This window comes from Candidatus Paceibacterota bacterium (assembly GCA_028716825.1).
Lineage (GTDB): Bacteria > Patescibacteriota > Minisyncoccia > Minisyncoccales.
In genome coordinates this window covers 1-20,583 of record JAQUPA010000001.1, presented here as the reverse complement: position 1 = coordinate 20,583, position 20,583 = coordinate 1, and the positions used below count along the sequence as shown (strand labels likewise).

Sequence of the window (20,583 nt, the reverse complement as noted above, 5' to 3'; positions counted from 1 at the left end):
ATAAAAAATATGAAAAAGAGAAATAAAATCATTTTTGCCTTATCTATTCTTTTTGTTTTTGCACTGTTTTTTATTTTTAATTTATCTTTTGCAGCAGATTGGGGAGGCTGGGAGGTAACTTATCCATGGAATCCGCCTGAACCAAATCTACCAGAATATATAAAGTATGTTTATCAATTTTCTTTTTGGGTTGGCGCTTTTTTAGCAGTAATTATGATAATAATCGGCGGTATAGAATGGTCAGGCGCAGCTGCCAATCCCCAGCTCAAGGCTGCGGCAAGAGATAAAATAACACGTTCAATTATAGGCCTACTTGCTCTTTTTAGTATTTATATTGTCCTAAGAACAATCAACCCGGATCTTGTAAGATTGAAAGATGTAGTCATAAAAGAACCTACATTAAGTAATGCTGGCGAAGAAGATAAAATAAAAAAAGATTTAATGGCTGGGAATTTTATCTATACTGCGAATGGTATTGCTATCGCAAATTCAATAATGCTCGGAAAATTAGGAAGTATGGGGAATTCTTTTGATCTTCCTGTTAATAGTTCAGGCGCATATGCAAAATTATTAACTCGTGCACTCTGTAGTCCTCCTGATGCAGACGAATTTAAAAACTTTAAATGTACAGAAGGACTACCTTTAGAAACCTGTGAGTGTCAGGGTAGGGAAGGAGGACTTTCAAATAGTTGTGGTAACTTTTGCATGGGTCTCTGTCAAAAATACCATAAAGATAATAAAAATGTATACGGAGTAATAGCGCCAAAAGACAGAGCATTAGGTGGGCTTCCTTCTGAATGTACCAAACTTAATCATGTAGATGGAGGAGATCCAGTCGCTTGCAGCTGCTATCAGGCCCATGAAGATTCGTTCAGCTCAGTGCAAACTTTTCAATTAAGCGCTTCGGGCAAAAACCCTGCTTTTTGTCTATGTAAGAATGACGGCACCACAGCTGCTTATTTTAAAGGACAGAATAATTTAGAAAATATTCCTGAATGCAGAAGCGGAAACCATGATTTTTGCATGGATTATTGCAAAAGATTAGAGGGATATAAATTTGGGTATACTTCTGCTTGCGAAGCAGAGTATGCATACGAAAAAGGCTACTATACGGCACCAGACCACCTTGACATAATGCCAAGATGTACCTGTATTAAATAAAATAATGCGAAAATCTATATACAAAAAAGTTACTAAAACTTTTACCTTTTTTTTGATTTTAATCGCGATTATATCTTTCTTGGAATTAGCCTCTCCTAAAACAACCTATGCTCAAATAGAGCCAGAAGTTGAGTACCCAGAAGCTTTTGGCAAGGCCCCAACAACTACTCTTCCTGATTATATTGTCTATATTTATAGATTTGCCGTAGTTAGCGCAGGAGCCTTAGCAATGTTAATGTTAATAATCGGAGGGCTTCGATTAATGACATCTTCTGGAAATCCTACAAAGCTAGAAAAGGGAAGGGAGCAAGTATTAAATGCGATCTTAGGGCTTATAATTATATTGTTTTCAGCTTCAATTTTAGCGCTAATTAACCCAAATCTTTTAACATTAAAAGACCTAAACGTTAAAGAGTATGTTTACGAAGGGCCTTCTTTAAAAGAAATGGTGGAAGAATATATGTCTAAATATTATCCTTCTTCTGGAAGCCCCTCAAGCAGTAGTGGGAACTCTTCTGATATTTGGGACACAAATGCAGCCACGACTGAGGAAATTGAAAATTATCTAAAAACAAACTTTCCTAAAAGCCCATTAATAGGAAAGGGGAATGTCTATGTTGAAACGGGCAAAGAATACGGCGTTAACCCAACTTTTATGCTTGGCATTGCTAACGCTGAAACTAGTATGGGCCTTCAAAATCTACAGTCGGGCAATGGGCTTTATGGAACAAATAATCCTTGTGGCATAGCCTGTCTCCCTTGCAAAAGATATGGCTCCTGGGAAGAAGGAATAAGGGCGTGTACAAAAAACGCTGGAACTGAAATGTATAAGAGATTAACTGGCATAAAAGAATTTAGATTAAGGTGGTGTGGTTATGAACGGGACCTCGGAGAAAATCCACCAGTAACTCTCTCTGATGGTGGCCAAATAACTTATGAATGTAAAAATGGAAATTCAAAATGGGAAGAAGAAGTGGGAGTTATTATGAACGCCTTTTAAATTTTTAATACCTACTTCTTTATTAAAAAGCAATGAGGCGACTTTCGTCGCCTCATACACCTCCTTATATATTGCCACATCCTTCTACATACCAGTACTGGCCATTGTAATCTATGATCATTGTTTGTGTGCGGAAAACTCCTTCTTCTGGAATCCACGCATCTACCGTCACGTAAGCGGTGTATTGATGAGAATAGTCTCCCCATTCTACGCTTATGTCCACCACTTGATAGGAGTCACCTGACTTCTCGGCATACTTGTCAATGGCCTTTAGTATGTCGTCTTCAGTGGGCTTTACCGGCGGAGGAACTTCTTTCCCTCCCTTGTCGTAGTAGGTTTTCGTCCCACAGCCTGCCACGAATATAGCTGCTACAGCTATCAGGACGCAAACGAAGATCAAAACAAACATCTTCATCTTCGACACCTCCCCATAGGATCGTATATATTTATAATTAAAATCCAAAAGGATTTTATTTTTTAAAGAGCAAACAAAATACTCAAACTATAAATAGTATACAATATATACAAAAAAAATCAAGAGTTATTTGTTTTCGGCTTCTATTTTGCGATAAACAATTTTTGTTTGTAAAATACCAACCGCAGTAGATAAAGACCAATAAAGAGGTAACGCCGCAGGCAAGGTAAGACAAATAATCACAGTAAATATTGGCAAAAAATAAATCATTTGATTCTGCATTACTTTTTGGAAAGTGCCTTCTTTCTTTTTCTTATCTTTCTTCTTTGTTTTTGGCTTATATTTTTTTTGCATGGAAAAAGTAAGCTTTGAATAAATAAACTGCACAACGCCGGTTAATACGGCCAAAACAGGGCTTGCCTTTGCTAAGTTTATAATTCCCAAAAACATAGGATTAATCTCTCCTGGGTTTTTTACAAATGGATAAAGTAACTTTAACTGCTCAGGGCCAATATTTGTTCTTAAAATCTGGAAAAGAGCAATCAAAATAACTATTTGTACTATCATCGGTGCGAAACTTGAGAAAGGATTAAACTTCTTTTCTTTCCAAAGTTTTCTAATCTCTTCGCTTTGTTTCATCGGATCATCTTTGTATTTTTCCTGAAGTTCTTTCATCTCTTCCTGAACTTCTGCTCCTTTTATTTGAGCCTCCCTTTGCTTTAAAATAGCATGTGTATCAAGTCTCCAAGTCGCTGCCTTTACTAAAATCGTTAATAAAATTATAGCCAGCCCAAAATCAATCATTGGAAGGTTGTAAAAAACAACCAATATATTCAAAAATGGCTGATAGAGAACTTTCTGAAAAATAAAAGTTAGAGGGTTCATATTCAAAGTTATCTAAAAATTATAAATTAAAATTATTCCTTATTTAATCATCTGTTTGTCTCATAACAAAAGATTACTGGCTTTTAACAACTTGTCTAGTTCTTCATCGATTTCTTGGTAAGGCTTACCTAATATCTCTGGAAAAGCCATTATAATTCCATCTACTTCTTTAGTGTTTTTAATTTTTTTTCTTAAGCTTTCTCTTATCCGACGTTTTATTTTGTTTCTTTCTGTGCTTTTCTTTGATACTTTAATTGGCACTATAACCGAAAAGCGAAGAGGGGATTGTTTTTTGCTCTTGGAAATCTTTAAAAGCAAAAAATCTGATTTAAAACTTTCCCCTTTTTTAAATATGGTTTCAACTTCTTTTTTATTTAGACGATTCTTAGAAGGGAGCATTTTAATGAGTTAATTTTTTTCTTTTTTTTGCTCGTCTTCTTTTTAAAACTTTCTTGCCTGGCTTTGTTTTTGATCTCTTTCTAAAACCGTGCGTCTTTTTTCTTTTTTTATTTTTGGGTTGATAAGTTATGCTCATAAGAACGATTTAAATGTTTTTATTTTATCTTTTTTTTGAATTTTAACTTTTTTAGTATATCTTTTTCTCTTGTAAATGTCAAAATTATAAATACAAAACTTGCAATTTGTTTCTTCTTCTTTATAATTTTAGATTAAATAAAATATCCCCAATTTCCACAAGTTTTCCCCATCTTTTTACCTTGACTAATTTTTGGGGAAAAATTAAAATTAACTCTCGATTTTCTTTAATTAAATTTAAACACAAAAAGCCATGGACAACCAACACTTGTGGCACTCTGTTATTAATTCGCTTGAACGAAAATTTTCAAAAACCAACTTAATAACCTGGTTTCGGGATGTTGATATAAAACAACAAAAAGATAATCAAGTTACTATTGCTGTCCCAAATATTTTTGTCAAAGAATGGCTTCATAATAAATTTGAAAAAGACTTACTTAAAACTTTCCAAAATTTTTCTCCCGACATACAAAACATTAAATATGTTATATCAAAATCTTCGGGGCACTTAGACCTCCGAAGATCTAAAAATAATAAAACTCAAACTCTTATTGATGATATTTCACAACCCCAAATAGAATTTTATCAAAACAGAATCTCGGGTCTTAACCCAAAATATACTTTCCAAAATTTTATTGTCGGCCAATTTAACCAATTAGCCCATGCCTGCGCCTTGTCTATTTTAAAAAAAGCAGGATCTATAAATCCTTTATTTATTTACAGCGGGGTAGGGCTTGGCAAAACTCATATTTTAGAAGCAATAGGGAATGAAACTATCAATGAAAGAAAAAAGAAAAAAGTAAAGTATATTCCTTGCCCGAATTTTACAAGCCAAATCATAAATGCGATAAGGAACCAAGGCATAGAAAAGGTTGTTGATATGTATAGTAATTTCGATGTTCTTATTGTGGATGATATTGAATTTTTAGCTGGTAAAGAAAGAACCCAAGAAGTGTTTTTTAGGGTTTTTAATAACGTTAAAGAAAATGATAAACAAATTATTTTATCTTCCGATAGGCCTCCTCATTCTATAGAAAATATTGAAGAAAGATTAAGGTCAAGATTTGAAGGCGGAATGATAGTAGATATAAGTTTCCCTGATTATGAAGAAAGATTGGCTATCCTTGAAGAAAAAATTGAAGAAAGAGGAGGAATTTTACCTCAGGAAATTTTAGAATTTATAGCCAAAAATATTAAAAAGAACATAAGGGAATTGGAAGGGGCTTTAACTAAGGCTTTGATAATTTTTGAACAAGAAAGAAGTTTTGAAAAGGTTAAAAATGCTCTTGAAAATATTATTTTAGAGCCAAGAAAAAAATTATCAGCGGATAAAATTATCCAGACTGTTTGTGATTTCTATAATATTTCCCAAAGGGAAATCTTATCAAAAACCAGGAAAAAAGAAGTTGTATTACCAAGACAAACAATAATGTATCTTTTAAGAGAAGAAATAAATTTATCATTACCATCAATTGGCGTTAAAATAGGAAATAAAGATCACACAACCGTTGGCTACGCCTGTGAAAAAATTGAGGATAAGATTAAAAAAGATGGGGAATTTATCAAAGATATAGAGGTTTTAAAAGAAAGGATATATAGTACTTAATTTTTTCCCAAAGTAATTAATATTTTTCAGTAGTTTTTCCACAAATAATCCTTATTTAAAAAAATAAAAAAAGTCGTTTAAATTAAAAGAAAAAAATAAGTTTTATCACTTTTCCCCAACTATAATAATAGTAATAATAATTTAATAAATATAATATAATAATAAAAAATATGAAATTTAAAATATCATCTGAAGAACTTAAAAAAATTGTTTCTATTTCATCTAGAGTTTGTGGAGTAAATTTAACATTACCAGTTTTAAATAATATTTTACTAACTCTTGAAAATGGTAATTTACAATTTTTCTCAACTAATCTTGAAATTGGTATTTTGATAACTATTCCGGTAAATTCTAAAGAAAAAGGAAAAATATCAATTCCTGGAAAAATCTTTTCTGAATTTGTAAACTCCCTACCAAAACAAGATGTAGAAATTAATACCGATAATTTTATTGTAAATTTAAAGTGCGGTGATTATAATGCTAAAATTTTAGGCCAAGATCCGAAAGATTTTCCGGTTTTACCTGAAATTAAAGAAAAAACCATTACTAATATAAAAAGTAAAGATTTAATCTCTGGTTTTTCTAAAGTTTCTAATATTGTTTCTCCTTTAGATACAAGAACTGAAATTTCAGGAATTTTAGTGAATTTTAAAAAGGATAAATTAATAATTTGTGGAACAGATAGTATACGTTTGGCTGAAAAAACTATTAATCTTTCGGGGAAAATTAAAGATTTTTCAGTAATTATTCCTCAAAAAACAACAATAGAAATTGGATATATATTTTCAGAATATGAGGGTGATGTTGGTATTATTGTTGATAAATCACAAATAAGCTTTAATTTTAATCCAAAAAATAAAAAAGATCCACAAATTAATATTGTGTCAAGATTAATAGAAGGAAGTTTTCCTGAGTATAAAGAAATCATACCAAAGAAAATTAAAACAGAATCTATTTTTAAAAAAGACGAGATTTATAATAAAATTAAAATAGCAGGTCTTTTTTCAAGTAAAATTCAAGACATTAAACTCAAATTTCATCCCAAAAGCAGCAAGTTGTCTATTTTAGCTTCTTCTTCTAATATTGGAGAATCCCAATCGCAACTTAAGGGGAAAATTAAAGGAGAAGAAATGGAAATTAATCTCAATTGGAAATATTTTATCGATGGACTTTCTATTATGAATTCAAGTGAAGTTTTAGTGGGTGTTAATGACGCGACCTCTCCTATTATAATAAGGCCAGTTGGAGATAATACTTATTTTTATATTTTAATGCCAAAAACAGTTTAGCTATAAAAGACTATCTATGAATATTGCGAAATATATTGATCATACAAATATTAAAGAGAATGCGACAAAAAAAGATATAAAAAAAAGTTGCAAAGAATGTATAAAATATAAATTTAGAGGCCTTTGTGTCAGATTAGCTTGGACAAAAACAACAAAAGAAGAATTAAAAGGGGGAGGAATAAAAGTGGTTACTTTAATTGATCCGCCAATTGGTCTTTCCAGTCACAAAGAAAGAATAAAGATGGTAAAAAAGGCAAAAAAAGACGGAACAGACGAAGTGGATATTGTTATGAATTTGGTTGATTTAAAATACGAAAAATACGGAAAAGTTTTAAAAGACTTGAAAGAAATTTGTAAAATTGCTCCTACAAAAGTGATTATAGGAAGTGGATATTTAACAAACCAGGAGATAGAAATAGCATCAAAAATAGTGAAAAAAGCAGGCGCTATTTGTGTTAAAACCGCAACAGAAAAAGATCCGTTAGGTAATTCTGAGCTGGAGGAGAAAGCAAAACACATAAAGATAATGAAAAAATCAGCTCCTGGTCTTTTGATAAAAGCTGCAGGAGCGATTCGTACCTTTAGCGATGCAAGGAAAATGATAAAAAGTGGCGCTGATATTATTGGGACCTCAAGTGGCGTTGAAATTGTGGCACAATCAAAAAAATAAATATTAAATTAAAATTATGGCAGCTCCGGCAGATCTTGATAAATCAGGGACTTTTATTTTTTTATTTTTTTTGTCTATTATTGCTGCGTTCATTGGTTTTGCAAGGGGATTAACGTGCGGCACTTGGCATTGCTCTTATATTTTTCTTTTTTTAGGCCTATTATTTTTAATAGGCGCTATAAGAAGAATATTTTTTTCTTAATTTATTAAATTATGGTTTTGTCTTCTAAAGAGGAATCAGAAAAGGACAGAGATCAGAAAGTCTTTTTGATAACAAGAGCTCAAGAAGAAAAAAAGGCTCAGGATTTGGCAGCAAAATTCAACTTGCCTTATATAAATCTTTTAAGAGCCCCTGTTCAATTAGATGCTCTCTCAAAAATTCCCGAAAAAAAATCAAGAGAAGGTCTTTTTTTAGCTTTCGAGCTTACGGGAACTAAAATTGGAGTCGTTACCACCAATCCAGAAAATAGCTTACTTAAAGAAGCATTAGCAGAGCTTCAGAAAAAAGGTTATGAAAGCGACGTTTTTGTTTGCTCAGCGGCTTCTTTTAAAAGAGGTTTTAAAGAGTATGAAAAAGTTCGTAGTCTCCAAAAAAAAGTTGCAAAAGAAATTGAAATTTCTCCAGAAAGAGTAAAAGACATAGAGAGTGGGTTAGGAAAATTTGAAGAGTTGGAAAAAAAACTAAAAGAAAATAAAAAAAATACTACTTTTTTTATCGAGACGTTATTAGCTTCAGCTCTAAAATTTAATTCTTCTGATGTTCATATTGTGCCAGAGAACGAGGATGTAAAGATTCGTTATAGGATCGATGGCATTTTGCATGACATAATTTCTGTCGATAATATATTTTTTCAATCTATTTTATCTAGAGTCAAGTTATTATCTGAACTTAAGATTAATATCCATGATATCGCTCAAGACGGAAGATTTAGCATAAATTTAGAAGAAAAAGAGATTGAAATTAGAGTATCTATTGTGCCTGGAGAGTACGGAGAAGATATTGTGATGAGAATTTTAGATCCTGACATGCTTTTGTCAATTGAGGATTTAGGATTTTATCCTTGGCACGAAAAAATGATTTTAGAGCAAATGAAAAAAACAATAGGATTAATTTTAACATGCGGGCCTACAGGATCCGGGAAAACAACAACACTTTATGCTTGCCTCAAAAAAATAGCAAAAACAGAACTTAAAATATTGACCATTGAAAACCCAATAGAATATCATTTAGAGAATGTGGACCAAACTCAAATCGATAGCGAAAAGGGTTATGATTTTGCTAATGCCCTAAGAGCAGCTTTAAGGCAAGATCCTGACGTTATGCTTGTGGGGGAGATAAGGGACTCAGAGACTGCAAATACTGCTATGCAGGCAGCATCTACCGGGCATTTGGTTTTTTCTACTCTACATACAAATGATGCCTCGGGAATAGTGCCTCGTTTAATTGGTATGGGAGTTGATTCTGCTTCTGTAGCAGCTTCTTTGAATCTTGCTATTTCTCAAAGGCTCTTGCGAAGGGCATGCAGTAAGTGTTCGGTTAAAAAAGATGTTCCTGATGAAGTTGCTGAAAAAATAAAAATAAACTTGCGAAGAATTCCTAAAGAAATTATTCCTTCAAAGATTCTTGATGATAAAGGAGAAATCGATATTAAAAAGATAAAAATTTTAGAAACGAAAGGATGTGAAGAGTGTTTTGGCACTGGGTATAAGGGCAGAATAGGCGTTTATGAGATGTTTAAAATTACCCCAAAAATAGAAGAAAAAATTACTATGTCTCCTTCTATTTTTGAAATGAGGGAGACTATTATTGAAGAAGGGATGGTCACCACTCAACAAGATGGACTTTTAAAAGTAATAGATAATATTACAACCATAGAAGAACTTGAAAGAGTAACGGGACCCTTGAGTATTTAGGGGAAATTCTATATCATAAATAAACGTCCGCAAATAAAAAACTGCGGGCAGAAAATATCCAAAAATAAAAAAGGAAAATTTTGAATTTTGTCCGAGGATTGGGCTAGTTGATACCGGCCCAACCTATTTTTCTAGACAAAACCCGAAACCCGCAGCAATGCTTTATTTATAACATATTAAATTTTCTTTGTCAATAGTATATGCTCCCTTTTAGTCGAAGGGAGAAAATTTTATATGAAGAAAAAATTTTTTACAGTTCTTCCTTTTCTAATTTATTTATTGTTTTATCTTCTAAATTTTACAAACGCTGCTTCGAGTAGTGTTATTTTAAACGAAATTATGTGGGGCAAAGATCAAGATGGTGAAGAGTGGGTAGAACTTAGAAATTTAAACAATAAAAACATTAATCTTGCGGGCTGGATTTTAGACAACGCGAAGAGTAGTGGCAAGGACTTAGAAATTGAAAGAGGTATTATCCCCGCTAAAGGATATTTTTTGATTTGCGATAACACATCTAAAAAAGATTATTGTGATTTTTATGCAGCGATTTCTCTGTCAAATAATTATAAACAAAACGGAAGACTTGTTTTAAGGAATAAAAAAGCTATCGTTGATCAAACCCCAGATAGTGAAAAATGGCCTGCTGGAGACAGAGAAAATATTTCTATGGCAAGAGTTTTTAAGGGTTCGGAGGTAACGAATTTATGGGTTGATAATAATCCTCCGAGCCCACAAAGCTCAGGTATTTTACTTGAGGCGAATGCGGGCTCTTCGATTATTTCATTAACGGGTAAAGAAATTACTTTTAACGCCTCAAGCTCAAAAGGAAACATTAAAGAGTATATATGGAATTTTGGAGACGGGGCAACAGCTGAAGGGAAAGTTGTTTCTTATAGATATAGTCTTCCAGGAAGATATATTGTTTCATTAACAATAAGCGATGGAAGAAATGAAAAAAGTCATAATATAGAAGTTATTATTTATTCGAGTTCGATTTTTATTTCAGAATTTTCTCTTACAGATAAGTGGATTGAAGTTGTAAACGAATCAGAAAAAGCACAGGATATTTCTGGTTGGGGGATTTCTGATAAAAAAGATAAAATAAAATTTAAATTTTCAAAAGGATCTTATATCTCACCACACAGTTTTATTTTACTACAGTCTAATTTAACTAGTTCAATTGTAAAAAAGAAAGGGGGAATTATTTTTCTTTTTTATCCATCAGGAGACATTAAACAGCAAATAAGCTATAAGGAATTTGATGGTAGTGTTGTCAGGAAAGATAATAATTATTTTTATTCTGGGCTGGAAACGCCAGGGGCAGGAAATGTAATTTCGGGAGCAGAAGTTAGTTTAGAGGAAGAAGTAAACAGCAGTTTAGTTTCCTCTTCTAAAAAAAATTTAGACCTTCAGGAAGATTCTAATAATAAAGATGAAAATAAAGAAAAACCCCAAACTTCTTTCCAACAAGGAGGGGCAAATAGTCCTTTAGACAAAAAAGAAATCTTAAGCGAAAATCTTTTAGCAGAAATAAAAAGCGCAAAAAACCCTTTAATTATTGGGGCAAGTATTGTGACTTTATTTTCTGGTTTTTTTGGGTTAGGATTAGTAAGGTTAAGGAGAAGGTTAAAAGAGGGTATTTTATCAGCGGGCAAAATAGAAGTTAAAATAGAAAATAATTAAATTTTAAAATTATGTCTGGCCATTCCAAGTGGAGTAAAGTTAAACATAAAAAAGCAATTGAAGACAAAAAGAAAGGGAAAATTTTCTCAAAATTAGCAAGATTAATTTCTATTGCAGCTAAAGAAGGAGGGGGTAAGCCCGAGATGAATACAAATCTTAAAATGGCGATTGATAAGGCAAAAAGTTTTAACATGCCTCAAGACAACATAGAAAGAGCTATTAAAAAAGGCACAGGAGAAATTGAGGGGGCAATTTTAGAAGAACTTTTATTGGAAGCTTTTGGCCCTGGAGGCGTAAGTATTTTAATCCAAGCAGTAACAGATAATAAAAATAGGTCTCTTTCTGAGATTAAAAAAATTATAGAAAATTTTAGAGGAAAGATGGCAAGCGGTAGTGTCATTTGGAAGTTTAAGAAGAAAGGAGTAATATCTTTTAAATTTGATAAAAAGGAAAAAGAAGAATTAGAGCTTTTGGCAATCGAAGAAGGAGCAGAGGATATCAAAGAAAAAGAAAATATTTTAGAAATTTATATTAAGCCCGAAAAATTTGAAGACTTAAAGAAAAAATTAGAAGAGAAGAAAATAGACATTGAAAGTTCTTCAATAGAATTTTTACCAAAAGAGGAGATAGAAACAGACGAAGAAACGAAAAATAAATTAGAAACGTTATTTAATTCTTTAGACGAGAATGAAGACGTTCAAGAAATATATTCTGACTTAAAAACATAACAGCATGTTAATATTAGGTATAGATCCCGGGACCGCGACAACTGGTTATGGTATCGTAAAGGTGACGAAAAAAGGTTCACGACCGAAGATTTTTAAATGTTTTGACTATGGTTGTATTGAGACGGATGCCAATGAAGATTTTCTTAAAAGACTATGCATTCTCGAAAAGAAAATAAAGAAGATTGTAAAAGAGCATAAGCCAGACTGCGCAGCTGTTGAGAGATTATTTTTTTTTCAAAATTTCAAAACCGCTATGAAAGTAAGTCAGGCGATAGGAGTTATTCTTTTAACTTTTGAAAAAATGAAGATTCCTGTCTATGAGTATGCTCCCCTTGAAGTTAAAAAGGCCCTAACAAATAATGGTCGCGCTCAAAAAAAAGAGGTAGAAAAAAAGGTAAAAAAAATGTTAAAATTAGAAAAAATAAAAAAAGATGATGCTGCTGACGCTTTAGCTATTGCAATTTGCGCAGCATATAAAATAAAATAATAAACATAAAAATTTATGGAGCTGACGCATTAATTTTATATCGCGTTGCTCAATAAAATTATGGAGCTGACGCATTAATTTTATATCGCGTTGCTCAATAAAATTATGGATTTTTTAGTTCAACAAATTGTAAGTTTCGGAGTTTCTGAACAGACAGTAGCTTTAGTTTTAATGCTTCCTGTTGTCGCAACTTTTATCGCCGCTGCAAGACAAATCATCGGCATTAGAGGTTTTGGTATTTATATTACTTTAATTTTAGCATATGCATTTGTTGTTACAGAGCTAAAATATGGGATTCTTATCTTTTTTGTTGTTATTTTAGCAGGAACCTTTTTCCGTATTTTGATGAAAAAAATAAGAATACTTTATTTACCGCGTATGGCGATGATTTTAACAGGCGTAACCTTTGCGGTATTTTTATTGTTCCTTTTAGGGAGTTATTTTAAATTAGAAGGGCTTTATGTTATTTCTATTTTCCCCATTTTAGTTATGACTCTTATAGTCGAACGTTTTGTTTCGGCTCAAATTGAACGAGGCGATAAGGCAGCTATTTTAATGACAATAGAAACCCTGGCATTAGCAGTTATATCTTATTTTATAATAAATTGGGGCTTTTTACAGCAGATTATTTTAAGCTTTTCTTTGCTCGCAATATTTTTCATTTTTCTTTTAAATTATATTCTTGGCAGATGGACGGGTTTAAGATTAAGCGAATACTTTCGTTTCAGGGAACTTTTGGAATACTTAGAATCTGCATCTAGGAAAAAGTAATTTATGGCTATATTTTCTACTCATGGAGTTCTTGGCATTAACGCTAGGAATCAAAAATATATCAAGACGACAAAAAAAAGTCGTCGCATTTTAGATTCAAAACTACAGACAAAGGAGTTTTTATCAAAAAAAGGAATTCCTGTTCTTGATACGGTTGGCGTTATAAAAACAAGAAAAGAACTTTTTAATTTTAATTGGGATTTGTTACCAGACTCTTTTGCCTTAAAACCAAACAGGGGTTTTGGAGGAGGAGGGATTATGGTCCTTTATGGCAGAAAAAAGAAATTTTATAAACAAAAAGAGGAAGAAAATAAAAATATTAAAAGTGAAAATTTAATTTGGATAAGAGCAGACGGTACCCTCGTTACCAAAGAAGAACTTGAGGCCCATGTTTTTGATATTCTTGAGGGTAATTTTTCTTTATCTTATGTACCAGATATAGCCTTTTTTGAAGAAAGAGCAAAAGTTAGCAAAGAATTAAAGCCCTATATATGGAAAGGAATTCCAGATACAAGAATTGTGGTTTTCGAAGGGGTTCCGGTTATGGCTATGCTAAGATTACCAACAAAAGAATCTAGAGGAAGGGCAAATTTACATGATGGTGCAATAGGAGTAGGGATCGATCTTGTCACAGGCAAGACTTTAAGCGCTGTTCATCACAGAGATTTTATTGATTATTATCCCGGAACCAGATATCTTTTAAGAGGGATACAAGTTCCGTATTTCAAAAAAAGTTTAAACCTTGCAGTTTCTATCCAAAAGCATCTTAAGGCAAAATTTTTAGGAGTGGATATTACAATTGATCGGGAAAAAGGTCCTGTTGTTCTTGAGGTGAATTTAAGGCCAGGTCTTCAGGTCCAAATAGCAAATATGGCAGGGCTTGAAGAAAGGTTAAAAAGAATAAAGGGGCTTTCTTTAAAATCAGAGGAAAGGGGGATAAGAATAGCTCAGCAGCTTTTTGGAGAGGAAGAATATGAAGAAGAAGAAGTATTTGGTAAAAAAGTCTTGGGCGTGATTGAAGAAATTGAGATTCCCTACAAAGAAACAAAAAAAGGGAAAGAAATTGAAAAGAAATATAAAAAATTAGCCAAAATTGACACAGGTGCTTTTAGAACTTCTATGTCAATAGACGTTATAAGAAAATTAAATATTGAAAGATTTGTAACAAAAAAAGTAGTAAGATCGTCTTTAGGGGAAGAAATTAGACCTGTTGTTCCTGTAACTTTTTATCTTAAAGGCGAAAAAGTTGATACAGAGGTTTTTATAGCAGATAGATCACAAATGAGATACGAGATAATTATAGGGAGGAGAGATTTATCCAAATTTATTATAGACCCTTCAAAGACTCGTTATTTAACTAGATAATTAATATGACATTAGGTATTTTAGTCAGGTCAAAACCAGCTGTCTTAGCTTATTCTGAAAAAGGGCAGATTAACCAAGCCGTAGAGATGGCGAAAAATGCCAAGATTTTTGGGATTAAAATAAAGATAATTGATTTTGAAGATTTTAGAAATTTTGGGAAGATAAAAAAAACAACTGATATTATACATGATAAATGTTATAGCCAGAGGAAAGAAGAAAAAATTATTTTTAAAAATTTTCATAAAAAATGTAAAAAAGAAGGATTACCTATTTTCAATGATTACGGGTTAATTAGAGTAGTTGGGAACAAGTGGAAATTGAATGAATTTTTAAAGGACAAAGAAAGTATTAAAGAATGTGTTGTCCCAACTTTTTTTTATGATAAGAAAAAAATTAGAAAATTACTCAAAACATACGGAACTTTAATTTTAAAACCCATCTGGGGGCAAGAAGGAACTGGGGTCATTGAGATCAAAAAAAATAATGGATTTTTTTTGGCAAGCTATAAGAAAAGAGAGGGCGGAGAATTTAAAATAAAAACAGAAAAATTAAAAAATCTTCAAGATATAGAATCCGTGATTTTAGAGCTTTGGAGAAATAATAACTATATAATTCAGCCTAAAATAAACTCAGCTAAATTTGAAAATAACGTTTTTGATATTCGGTTGACCCTCCAGAAAATGAAAGATTGGGAAATTGGTGGTATAGGAGCGAGAGTAGCGGGCAAGGGCAGTTTTTTATGTAATATTGCAGCCGGAGGAGAAATGTTTAATGGCGAATATGCGATAGGAAAAGTTTTTCCACAAAAAAAGGATAATATTATAAAAAAGATAGAATCAACGGCGATAGAAATAGGAGAGTTTTTAGAAAAAGAAGTGGATGGGATAGTGGCAGAAATTGGTTTTGACTTTATGATAGACGAAAAAGGTAGAGCTTGGCTTTTGGAAATAAATTCGAAACCTAGCCCCGAAATTTTTTATAAAAAGGAGTTAGAAAAAATGAGAAGAAAAATGACATTTTGGCCTATTTTGTTTGCAAAATATTACTATGGAAATAAAAAATGATATCGATCTTAAGAGAATTTTTAAAAAAATAAAAATACCTATTTTTGGCGTTTCTGTTTATGCTTTTGAAAGACTTGGCCCTGAAAATTTTATTGGGGACTATGAACTTATATCACTTTATGATTCAAAAGAAACAGACTTTATAAAGAAAGACTTACCGGTTTTTTGTTTAGAGAAGGAAATTGGAAGGAGAATAAAACCGAGAAATTCAACTAGTATAATTTGTCACTCAAGAGTTCAGGAATTTTTACACAAAAAATCAGGCGATAAAAAACCAATAATTTTGGTTTATAAAACATCAATAAAAATGGAAAGAGAAGCAGAAAAGAATAATTTTGAACTCGCAGTTGCTCCTTTCTGTTTTGGGAAAAAATTTCTCGAAAATAAAGTGAAATTTAGAAGAATTTTAGAGGGAATTGGGATAAAGGTTCCGCCTGGGAGAATTGTTCCAATTTCTTTTTTAGCTAATCGCAAACTGAGAGACTTTAAAAAAGAATTTGGTTTTCCTTTTGTGATGCAGCATCCTCAAAAAGGAGGGGGTAAGGGAACTTTTTTTGTAAAAGACCAAAGAAGCTTTAATACCGCAAAGCAGCTTTTAAGAAGAGAAGAAACAGAAGAATTTATAATTACAAAGCTTATAAAAGGGCCTTCTCCTAGTATGACTGGATGTGTTACAAGACATGGTGTTTTATCAACACGTCCACAATATCAAATTTGCGACGAGCCATTGTTAAATAGAAATCCAGGAAGAGGAGGACTTTTTTGCGGACATGATTGGTCTTTGCCTTTTTCAGACAAAGTTTTAAAACAAGCAAAAGAAGTGGTTGATAAAATAGGCAGTTATTTTAAAAAAGAGGGTTATAAGGGAATTTTTGGGCTGGATTTTATATTAGACGCTAAAAAAGAAGAATTGTATGTTGTTGAATGCAATCCAAGGTTGCTTGCTTCTTTTCCGGCTCTTACGATGGTTCAAGTTGAGAATGGCGAGTTACCAATAATTGCTTTCCATTTATTAGAATATACAAAAGTTTCTTATAACATAAATATAGACAAAATTAATGAGCAAATGTGGAAGAAAAAAGAAGGCTCTCAAATGTATTTACACAATCCTTTTAATAAAAAAGCAATACAAAAAACAGAACTGAGGGCTGGTATTTATAAAAAAGACAAAAAAGGAAAGAAAATAAATTTAAAATTTATAAAAGATACTTATAAATTTTCTGATCTTAAGAACGAAAATGAGTATCTTTTTACTGACGGCATTCAAAAAAAGGGGAGTATAATAAAAGGATCTCAAAGATTAAGAATTTTAAATAAAAGTAGTGTTTTGGGTAGTGATTTGCGTACGGTAAATAAAGATACGAAAGAATTTTTAAAAGCAGCAACCCTTGAAATAAGAAAATCTTTTAAAGTATGATTGGTATTTTCGATTCGGGTCTTGGAGGCCTTACTGTAGCTAAGTCTATTTTAAAAAAGATTCCCAATGCCCAAATTTTATATTTTGGTGATACAGCAAGAGTTCCTTATGGAACAAAAAGCAAGAAAGCAGTTTTAAGATATTCTTTTGAAAACACGGATTTTCTAATTAGAAATGGTGCAGAAGCCATAGTTATTGCTTGTAATACTTCTTCTGCTATAGCAGCAAGTTCTATAAAAAGAAAAATAAATGTTTCTGTTTTTGAGGTAGTAGGACCAGCCGTAAAGGAGGCGATTAAATTTACAAAGAAAAGAAAAATTGGGGTAATAGCAACTCCTCGTACGATAAGAAGCCGAGCTTATCAGAAAAAAGTAAACAGACTTTCAAAAAACAAAATAAAAATATATTCTAAAAAATGTCCCTTATTAGTTCCTTTAATAGAAGAGGGATTGTTAGAGGGCAGGATTATAGATTTAGTTTTAAAAAGATACCTTTCTTTTTTGAAGAAAAAAGACATAGACGTTTTAATTTTAGGGTGTACCCATTATCCCTTAATAAAGAAATCAATTTCAAAAATAATCGGTAAAAATGTTAAAATAATTGATTCTGCAGACACTGTTGCATCCGAGGTTGTAAAATCTTTAGAGAATAAGAAAGAAAAAAAATTTTCCCTGAAAGTTTTTTTAAGTGACGAAGGATACAGTTTTAATAAGATAAGTAGGAAGATTTTTAATAAAAAAGTGCCTTATCAGATTATTAATTAATACATTAGTAACTTTATGAAAATAGAAGATTTTAAGAACAAAAAAGTAACAATTTTTGGGTTAGGTGTGATGGGAGGTGGTGTTGGCACCGCAAAGTTTTTATCTAAATCAGGGGCAAGAGTAACAGTGACTGATATTAAAACTGAAACTGATCTAGCAGAATCAGTTGATAGTTTAAAAAAACAAAAAATAGATTTTATATTAGGAAAACACAGAAGAGAAGATTTTACGAACGTTGATTTTGTAATTAAGGGGCCAGGCATACCAAACAACTCTCAATATCTTGAAATTGCTAGGAAGAACAAAGTGCCAATAGAAACAGATATCGGTATTTTTTTTGAATTATGTAAAGCCCCTATCATTGGAGTTACTGGTAGTAAGGGGAAATCTACAACCGCAGTCTTGATTCAAAAAATTCTTAAGACAAAATTTAAAAACGTAATTTTGGGTGGCAATATTGGAGTATCGGTTTTGGACATTTTGGGAAAAATAAAAAAAGACACAATTGTCGTCTTGGAGTTATCAAGTTGGCAGCTAGAAGGGCTCCTACCCCATAAAAAAAGCCCTCATATTGCAGTTATCACAAATATTTTTCCAGAACATCTTAATAGATATAGAGACTTTAAGGATTACGTAGACGCAAAAAAAATTATATTTAAATTCCAGAAAGAAAACGATTATTTGATTTTAAACGAAAATCTTAAGGAATTTTTTCCCCAAGTAAAGTCCAAAATCGTATTTTTCAAGGGAGGGAATAATGAAGCTGCAAAAGCTGTAAGTGCTATATATAATATTAATTCTAGAAAAATAGAAGAGGTAATAAATAATTTTGAGAGTCTTGAGGGTAGATTAGAGTTTGTTGAAGAAATTGACGGTATAAAGTTTTACAATGATACTTGTGCCACACATCCAAACGCTACCATTTATTCCATGGAAAAATTAAAAGAAAAAGAACCTCTTGGTAACATAATTTTAATTGCTGGAGGCGAAGATAAAAATTTAAACTTTGAACAATTTACTCGATTTATAAAAAAAGAGATAAAAACATTAATTTTATTACCTGGCAGCGCAAGCAATAAAATAAAAAGTGAAGTTTCTACAATAAAAGTAGAAAATATCGAAGAAGCGGTAAGAGAAGCGAAAAAAGAAGCACAGAGTGGAGATATTGTTTTATTGTCTCCCGCTGCTGCAAGTTTTAATCTTTTCAAAAATGAGTTTGATAGAGGAAGGAAATTTAAAGAAGCAATAAAAACAATAACCTAAATGATAAAAATTGTTTCCGTCTCCTCTAAAGAGACTCAAAATATTGGTAGAGACCTGGCAGAAAACTTATTGAAAAAAAAACTAAAATCCAATGCCACGGTTATTTCTCTTGAGGGAGATTTTGGGGGAGGCAAGACAACTTTTACAAAAGGATTTGCTAGAGGATTAAATTTAAAAGAAAAGATTAAAAGCCCTACTTTTGTTATAATGAGAAAATATCGGATACCGATAAACAACAAACAACAGACAACAGATATTAAACGACGGAATAATTGTAGGTTGAAAGTTGAAAATTGTAAGTTTAGATATTTTTTTCATTTAGATTGTTATAGAATTCAAAACCCGAAGGAGATTTTGGCTCTTGGGTGGAAAGATATTGTTAAATTTCCTGAAAATATCGTTCTTGTTGAGTGGGGAGATAAAATAAAAAAAATTTTACCAAGAGGCACTATTTATATTAAATTTGATTTTATTAATGATAAAAAGCGTAAGATTAGGATGGTTAATTTATGAAGTTACTTATTATTGATTCAAACGCACTTTTGCATCGTTCGTTTCACGCCTTACCTCCATTAACGGACGAAAAAGGAGAGCAGACTGGCGCTGTTTATGGTTTTTTACTTACTTTTTTAAAAGCAATAAACGATTTAAGGCCGAATTTTGTAGTTGCGACTTTTGATACCCCCTCTCCTACTTTTCGTCATAAGAAATTTAAAAAATATAAAGCAAAAAGAGAAAAAACTCCCAGTGAGCTTTGTGAACAAATTCCCAAAATAAAAGAAATTTTATCATCTCTACCTGTCCCAGTTTTTGAAAAAGTTGGTTTTGAAGCAGACGACATTATTGCAACTATTACGAAAAAAACCCTAAAAGAGCAGATACATCCAGAAATTGAAATATATATATTAACAGGAGATTATGACACACTTCAATTGGTAGATAAAAATACTAAAGTATATACCTTAGGAAAGGGGATAAAAGAAACAGTTATTTTTGACAAAAAAGGAGTGGTTGAGAAATTTGATATTTTACCAACGCAAATGGTAGATTTTAAAGCTTTAGCTGGAGATCCTTCAGATAATATTCCTGGCGCTACAGGGATTGGCAAGAAAAGCGCTGTTGAGCTTTTAAAGAGGTTCAAAAATTTAGAAAATCTTTACAAAGAGATAGAATCTGGTCGAGTCAAAGAAGTGAAAGATCGTATTAAAAAAATTCTTCTTGACCAAAAAGAACAAGTGTTTTTTTCTCAATTATTGGCAAGAGCAAGGGAAGACGTCCCGGTAAATTTTAAGTTAAAAAATGCTAAATTTTCTGTTTTGGATGAAAAAGAGGTAGAAAAATATTTCAAGAAATATGGATTTTATAGTCTAATAAAAAGAATCCCAGAATTGAAAGGAGAAATTTCTCACAAAGAAGAAGGGTTTATAAAAGAAAACAGAGATGGTAAACTTTTTTAAAAAGAACTATTTTTTTAGAAAATGACAAAAGAAGAAGAACTTCAGAGAGAATCTAATTTTATTATGCTTATAAGAAGATTAATTATAGGCGCTTTTATAATTTTGGGCAT

General features: G+C 31.8%; 21 protein-coding genes. 17 read left to right on the top strand and 4 right to left on the bottom strand.

The features are described from left to right. Positions 1–9 precede the first annotated feature (9 nt). On the top strand, positions 10–1,161 hold the full coding sequence (locus PHI88_00105; protein ID MDD5551561.1) for a hypothetical protein: 1,152 nt from the start codon (positions 10–12) through the stop codon (positions 1,159–1,161). A gap of 4 nt (positions 1,162–1,165) precedes the next feature. Beyond that, complete coding sequence (locus tag PHI88_00100) at positions 1,166–2,161, top strand: glucosaminidase domain-containing protein (protein MDD5551560.1); 996 nt, start codon at positions 1,166–1,168, stop codon at positions 2,159–2,161. 64 nt (positions 2,162–2,225) lie between these two features. Here the strand turns inward: PHI88_00100 and PHI88_00095 are convergent, their stop codons facing one another. The 4 genes from PHI88_00095 to rpmH all read right to left on the bottom strand — a co-directional run bounded on the left by PHI88_00095 (position 2,226) and on the right by rpmH (position 3,996). After that, positions 2,226–2,624, bottom strand: a complete 399-nt coding sequence (locus tag PHI88_00095; GenBank protein ID MDD5551559.1) for a hypothetical protein — start codon at positions 2,622–2,624, stop codon at positions 2,226–2,228. Positions 2,625–2,702: 78 nt separating this feature from the next. After that, on the bottom strand, positions 2,703–3,461 hold the full coding sequence (locus tag PHI88_00090; protein MDD5551558.1) for a YidC/Oxa1 family membrane protein insertase: 759 nt from the start codon (positions 3,459–3,461) through the stop codon (positions 2,703–2,705). Positions 3,462–3,521: 60 nt separating this feature from the next. After that, positions 3,522–3,860: a ribonuclease P protein component gene (gene rnpA, locus PHI88_00085; protein ID MDD5551557.1), complete on the bottom strand. Its 339-nt coding sequence runs from the start codon at positions 3,858–3,860 to the stop codon at positions 3,522–3,524. A gap of 1 nt (position 3,861) precedes the next feature. Beyond that, positions 3,862–3,996 (bottom strand): 50S ribosomal protein L34, encoded by a 135-nt coding sequence (gene rpmH, locus PHI88_00080; protein ID MDD5551556.1) that lies wholly within the window; start codon positions 3,994–3,996, stop codon positions 3,862–3,864. A 252-nt stretch (positions 3,997–4,248) separates the two neighbouring features. Here rpmH and dnaA point away from each other — a divergent pair, with 252 nt between their 5' ends. From dnaA to PHI88_00005, 15 genes are all read left to right on the top strand, one after another. Further along, complete coding sequence (gene dnaA / locus PHI88_00075; protein ID MDD5551555.1) at positions 4,249–5,601, top strand: chromosomal replication initiator protein DnaA; 1,353 nt, start codon at positions 4,249–4,251, stop codon at positions 5,599–5,601. Positions 5,602–5,771: 170 nt separating this feature from the next. Further along, a complete protein-coding gene (gene dnaN, locus PHI88_00070; GenBank protein MDD5551554.1) occupies positions 5,772–6,890 on the top strand; it encodes a DNA polymerase III subunit beta in 1,119 nt (372 codons plus the stop codon). Positions 6,891–6,906: 16 nt separating this feature from the next. Next, entirely contained in the window at positions 6,907–7,560 is a 654-nt protein-coding gene (gene deoC / locus PHI88_00065; protein MDD5551553.1) for a deoxyribose-phosphate aldolase, read from the top strand. A gap of 213 nt (positions 7,561–7,773) precedes the next feature. Continuing rightward, a complete protein-coding gene (locus tag PHI88_00060; GenBank protein MDD5551552.1) occupies positions 7,774–9,474 on the top strand; it encodes a GspE/PulE family protein in 1,701 nt (566 codons plus the stop codon). A gap of 234 nt (positions 9,475–9,708) precedes the next feature. Then, positions 9,709–11,157, top strand: coding sequence for a lamin tail domain-containing protein (locus tag PHI88_00055; GenBank protein ID MDD5551551.1), 1,449 nt, complete (start codon positions 9,709–9,711; stop codon positions 11,155–11,157). Between the two features lie 11 nt (positions 11,158–11,168). Then, the gene (locus PHI88_00050; GenBank protein MDD5551550.1) at positions 11,169–11,885 is read left to right on the top strand and encodes a YebC/PmpR family DNA-binding transcriptional regulator; all 717 of its coding nucleotides are present in this window, start codon (positions 11,169–11,171) and stop codon (positions 11,883–11,885) included. 4 nt (positions 11,886–11,889) lie between these two features. After that, entirely contained in the window at positions 11,890–12,372 is a 483-nt protein-coding gene (gene ruvC / locus PHI88_00045) for a crossover junction endodeoxyribonuclease RuvC (protein ID MDD5551549.1), read from the top strand. A gap of 105 nt (positions 12,373–12,477) precedes the next feature. Then, a complete protein-coding gene (locus PHI88_00040) occupies positions 12,478–13,143 on the top strand; it encodes a 7TM domain-containing protein (protein ID MDD5551548.1) in 666 nt (221 codons plus the stop codon). 3 nt (positions 13,144–13,146) lie between these two features. Beyond that, on the top strand, positions 13,147–14,508 hold the full coding sequence (locus tag PHI88_00035; protein ID MDD5551547.1) for a sugar-transfer associated ATP-grasp domain-containing protein: 1,362 nt from the start codon (positions 13,147–13,149) through the stop codon (positions 14,506–14,508). A 5-nt stretch (positions 14,509–14,513) separates the two neighbouring features. Continuing rightward, positions 14,514–15,572 carry a YheC/YheD family protein gene (locus PHI88_00030; GenBank protein MDD5551546.1) on the top strand — a complete coding sequence of 353 codons (1,059 nt, stop codon included), beginning with the start codon at positions 14,514–14,516 and terminating at the stop codon, positions 15,570–15,572. After that, positions 15,556–16,989, top strand: a complete 1,434-nt coding sequence (locus tag PHI88_00025) for an ATP-grasp domain-containing protein (protein MDD5551545.1) — start codon at positions 15,556–15,558, stop codon at positions 16,987–16,989. The genes PHI88_00030 and PHI88_00025 overlap by 17 nt, the downstream gene beginning before the upstream one ends. After that, the gene (gene murI, locus PHI88_00020; protein MDD5551544.1) at positions 16,986–17,753 is read left to right on the top strand and encodes a glutamate racemase; all 768 of its coding nucleotides are present in this window, start codon (positions 16,986–16,988) and stop codon (positions 17,751–17,753) included. The genes PHI88_00025 and murI overlap by 4 nt, the downstream gene beginning before the upstream one ends. Positions 17,754–17,768: 15 nt before the next feature. Beyond that, positions 17,769–19,016: a UDP-N-acetylmuramoyl-L-alanine--D-glutamate ligase gene (murD, locus tag PHI88_00015; GenBank protein ID MDD5551543.1), complete on the top strand. Its 1,248-nt coding sequence runs from the start codon at positions 17,769–17,771 to the stop codon at positions 19,014–19,016. Then, on the top strand, positions 19,017–19,529 hold the full coding sequence (locus PHI88_00010; GenBank protein MDD5551542.1) for a tRNA (adenosine(37)-N6)-threonylcarbamoyltransferase complex ATPase subunit type 1 TsaE: 513 nt from the start codon (positions 19,017–19,019) through the stop codon (positions 19,527–19,529). After that, positions 19,526–20,473 carry a 5'-3' exonuclease H3TH domain-containing protein gene (locus tag PHI88_00005; GenBank protein ID MDD5551541.1) on the top strand — a complete coding sequence of 316 codons (948 nt, stop codon included), beginning with the start codon at positions 19,526–19,528 and terminating at the stop codon, positions 20,471–20,473. Before PHI88_00010 ends, PHI88_00005 begins: the two co-directional genes overlap by 4 nt. Positions 20,474–20,583 lie beyond the last annotated feature (110 nt).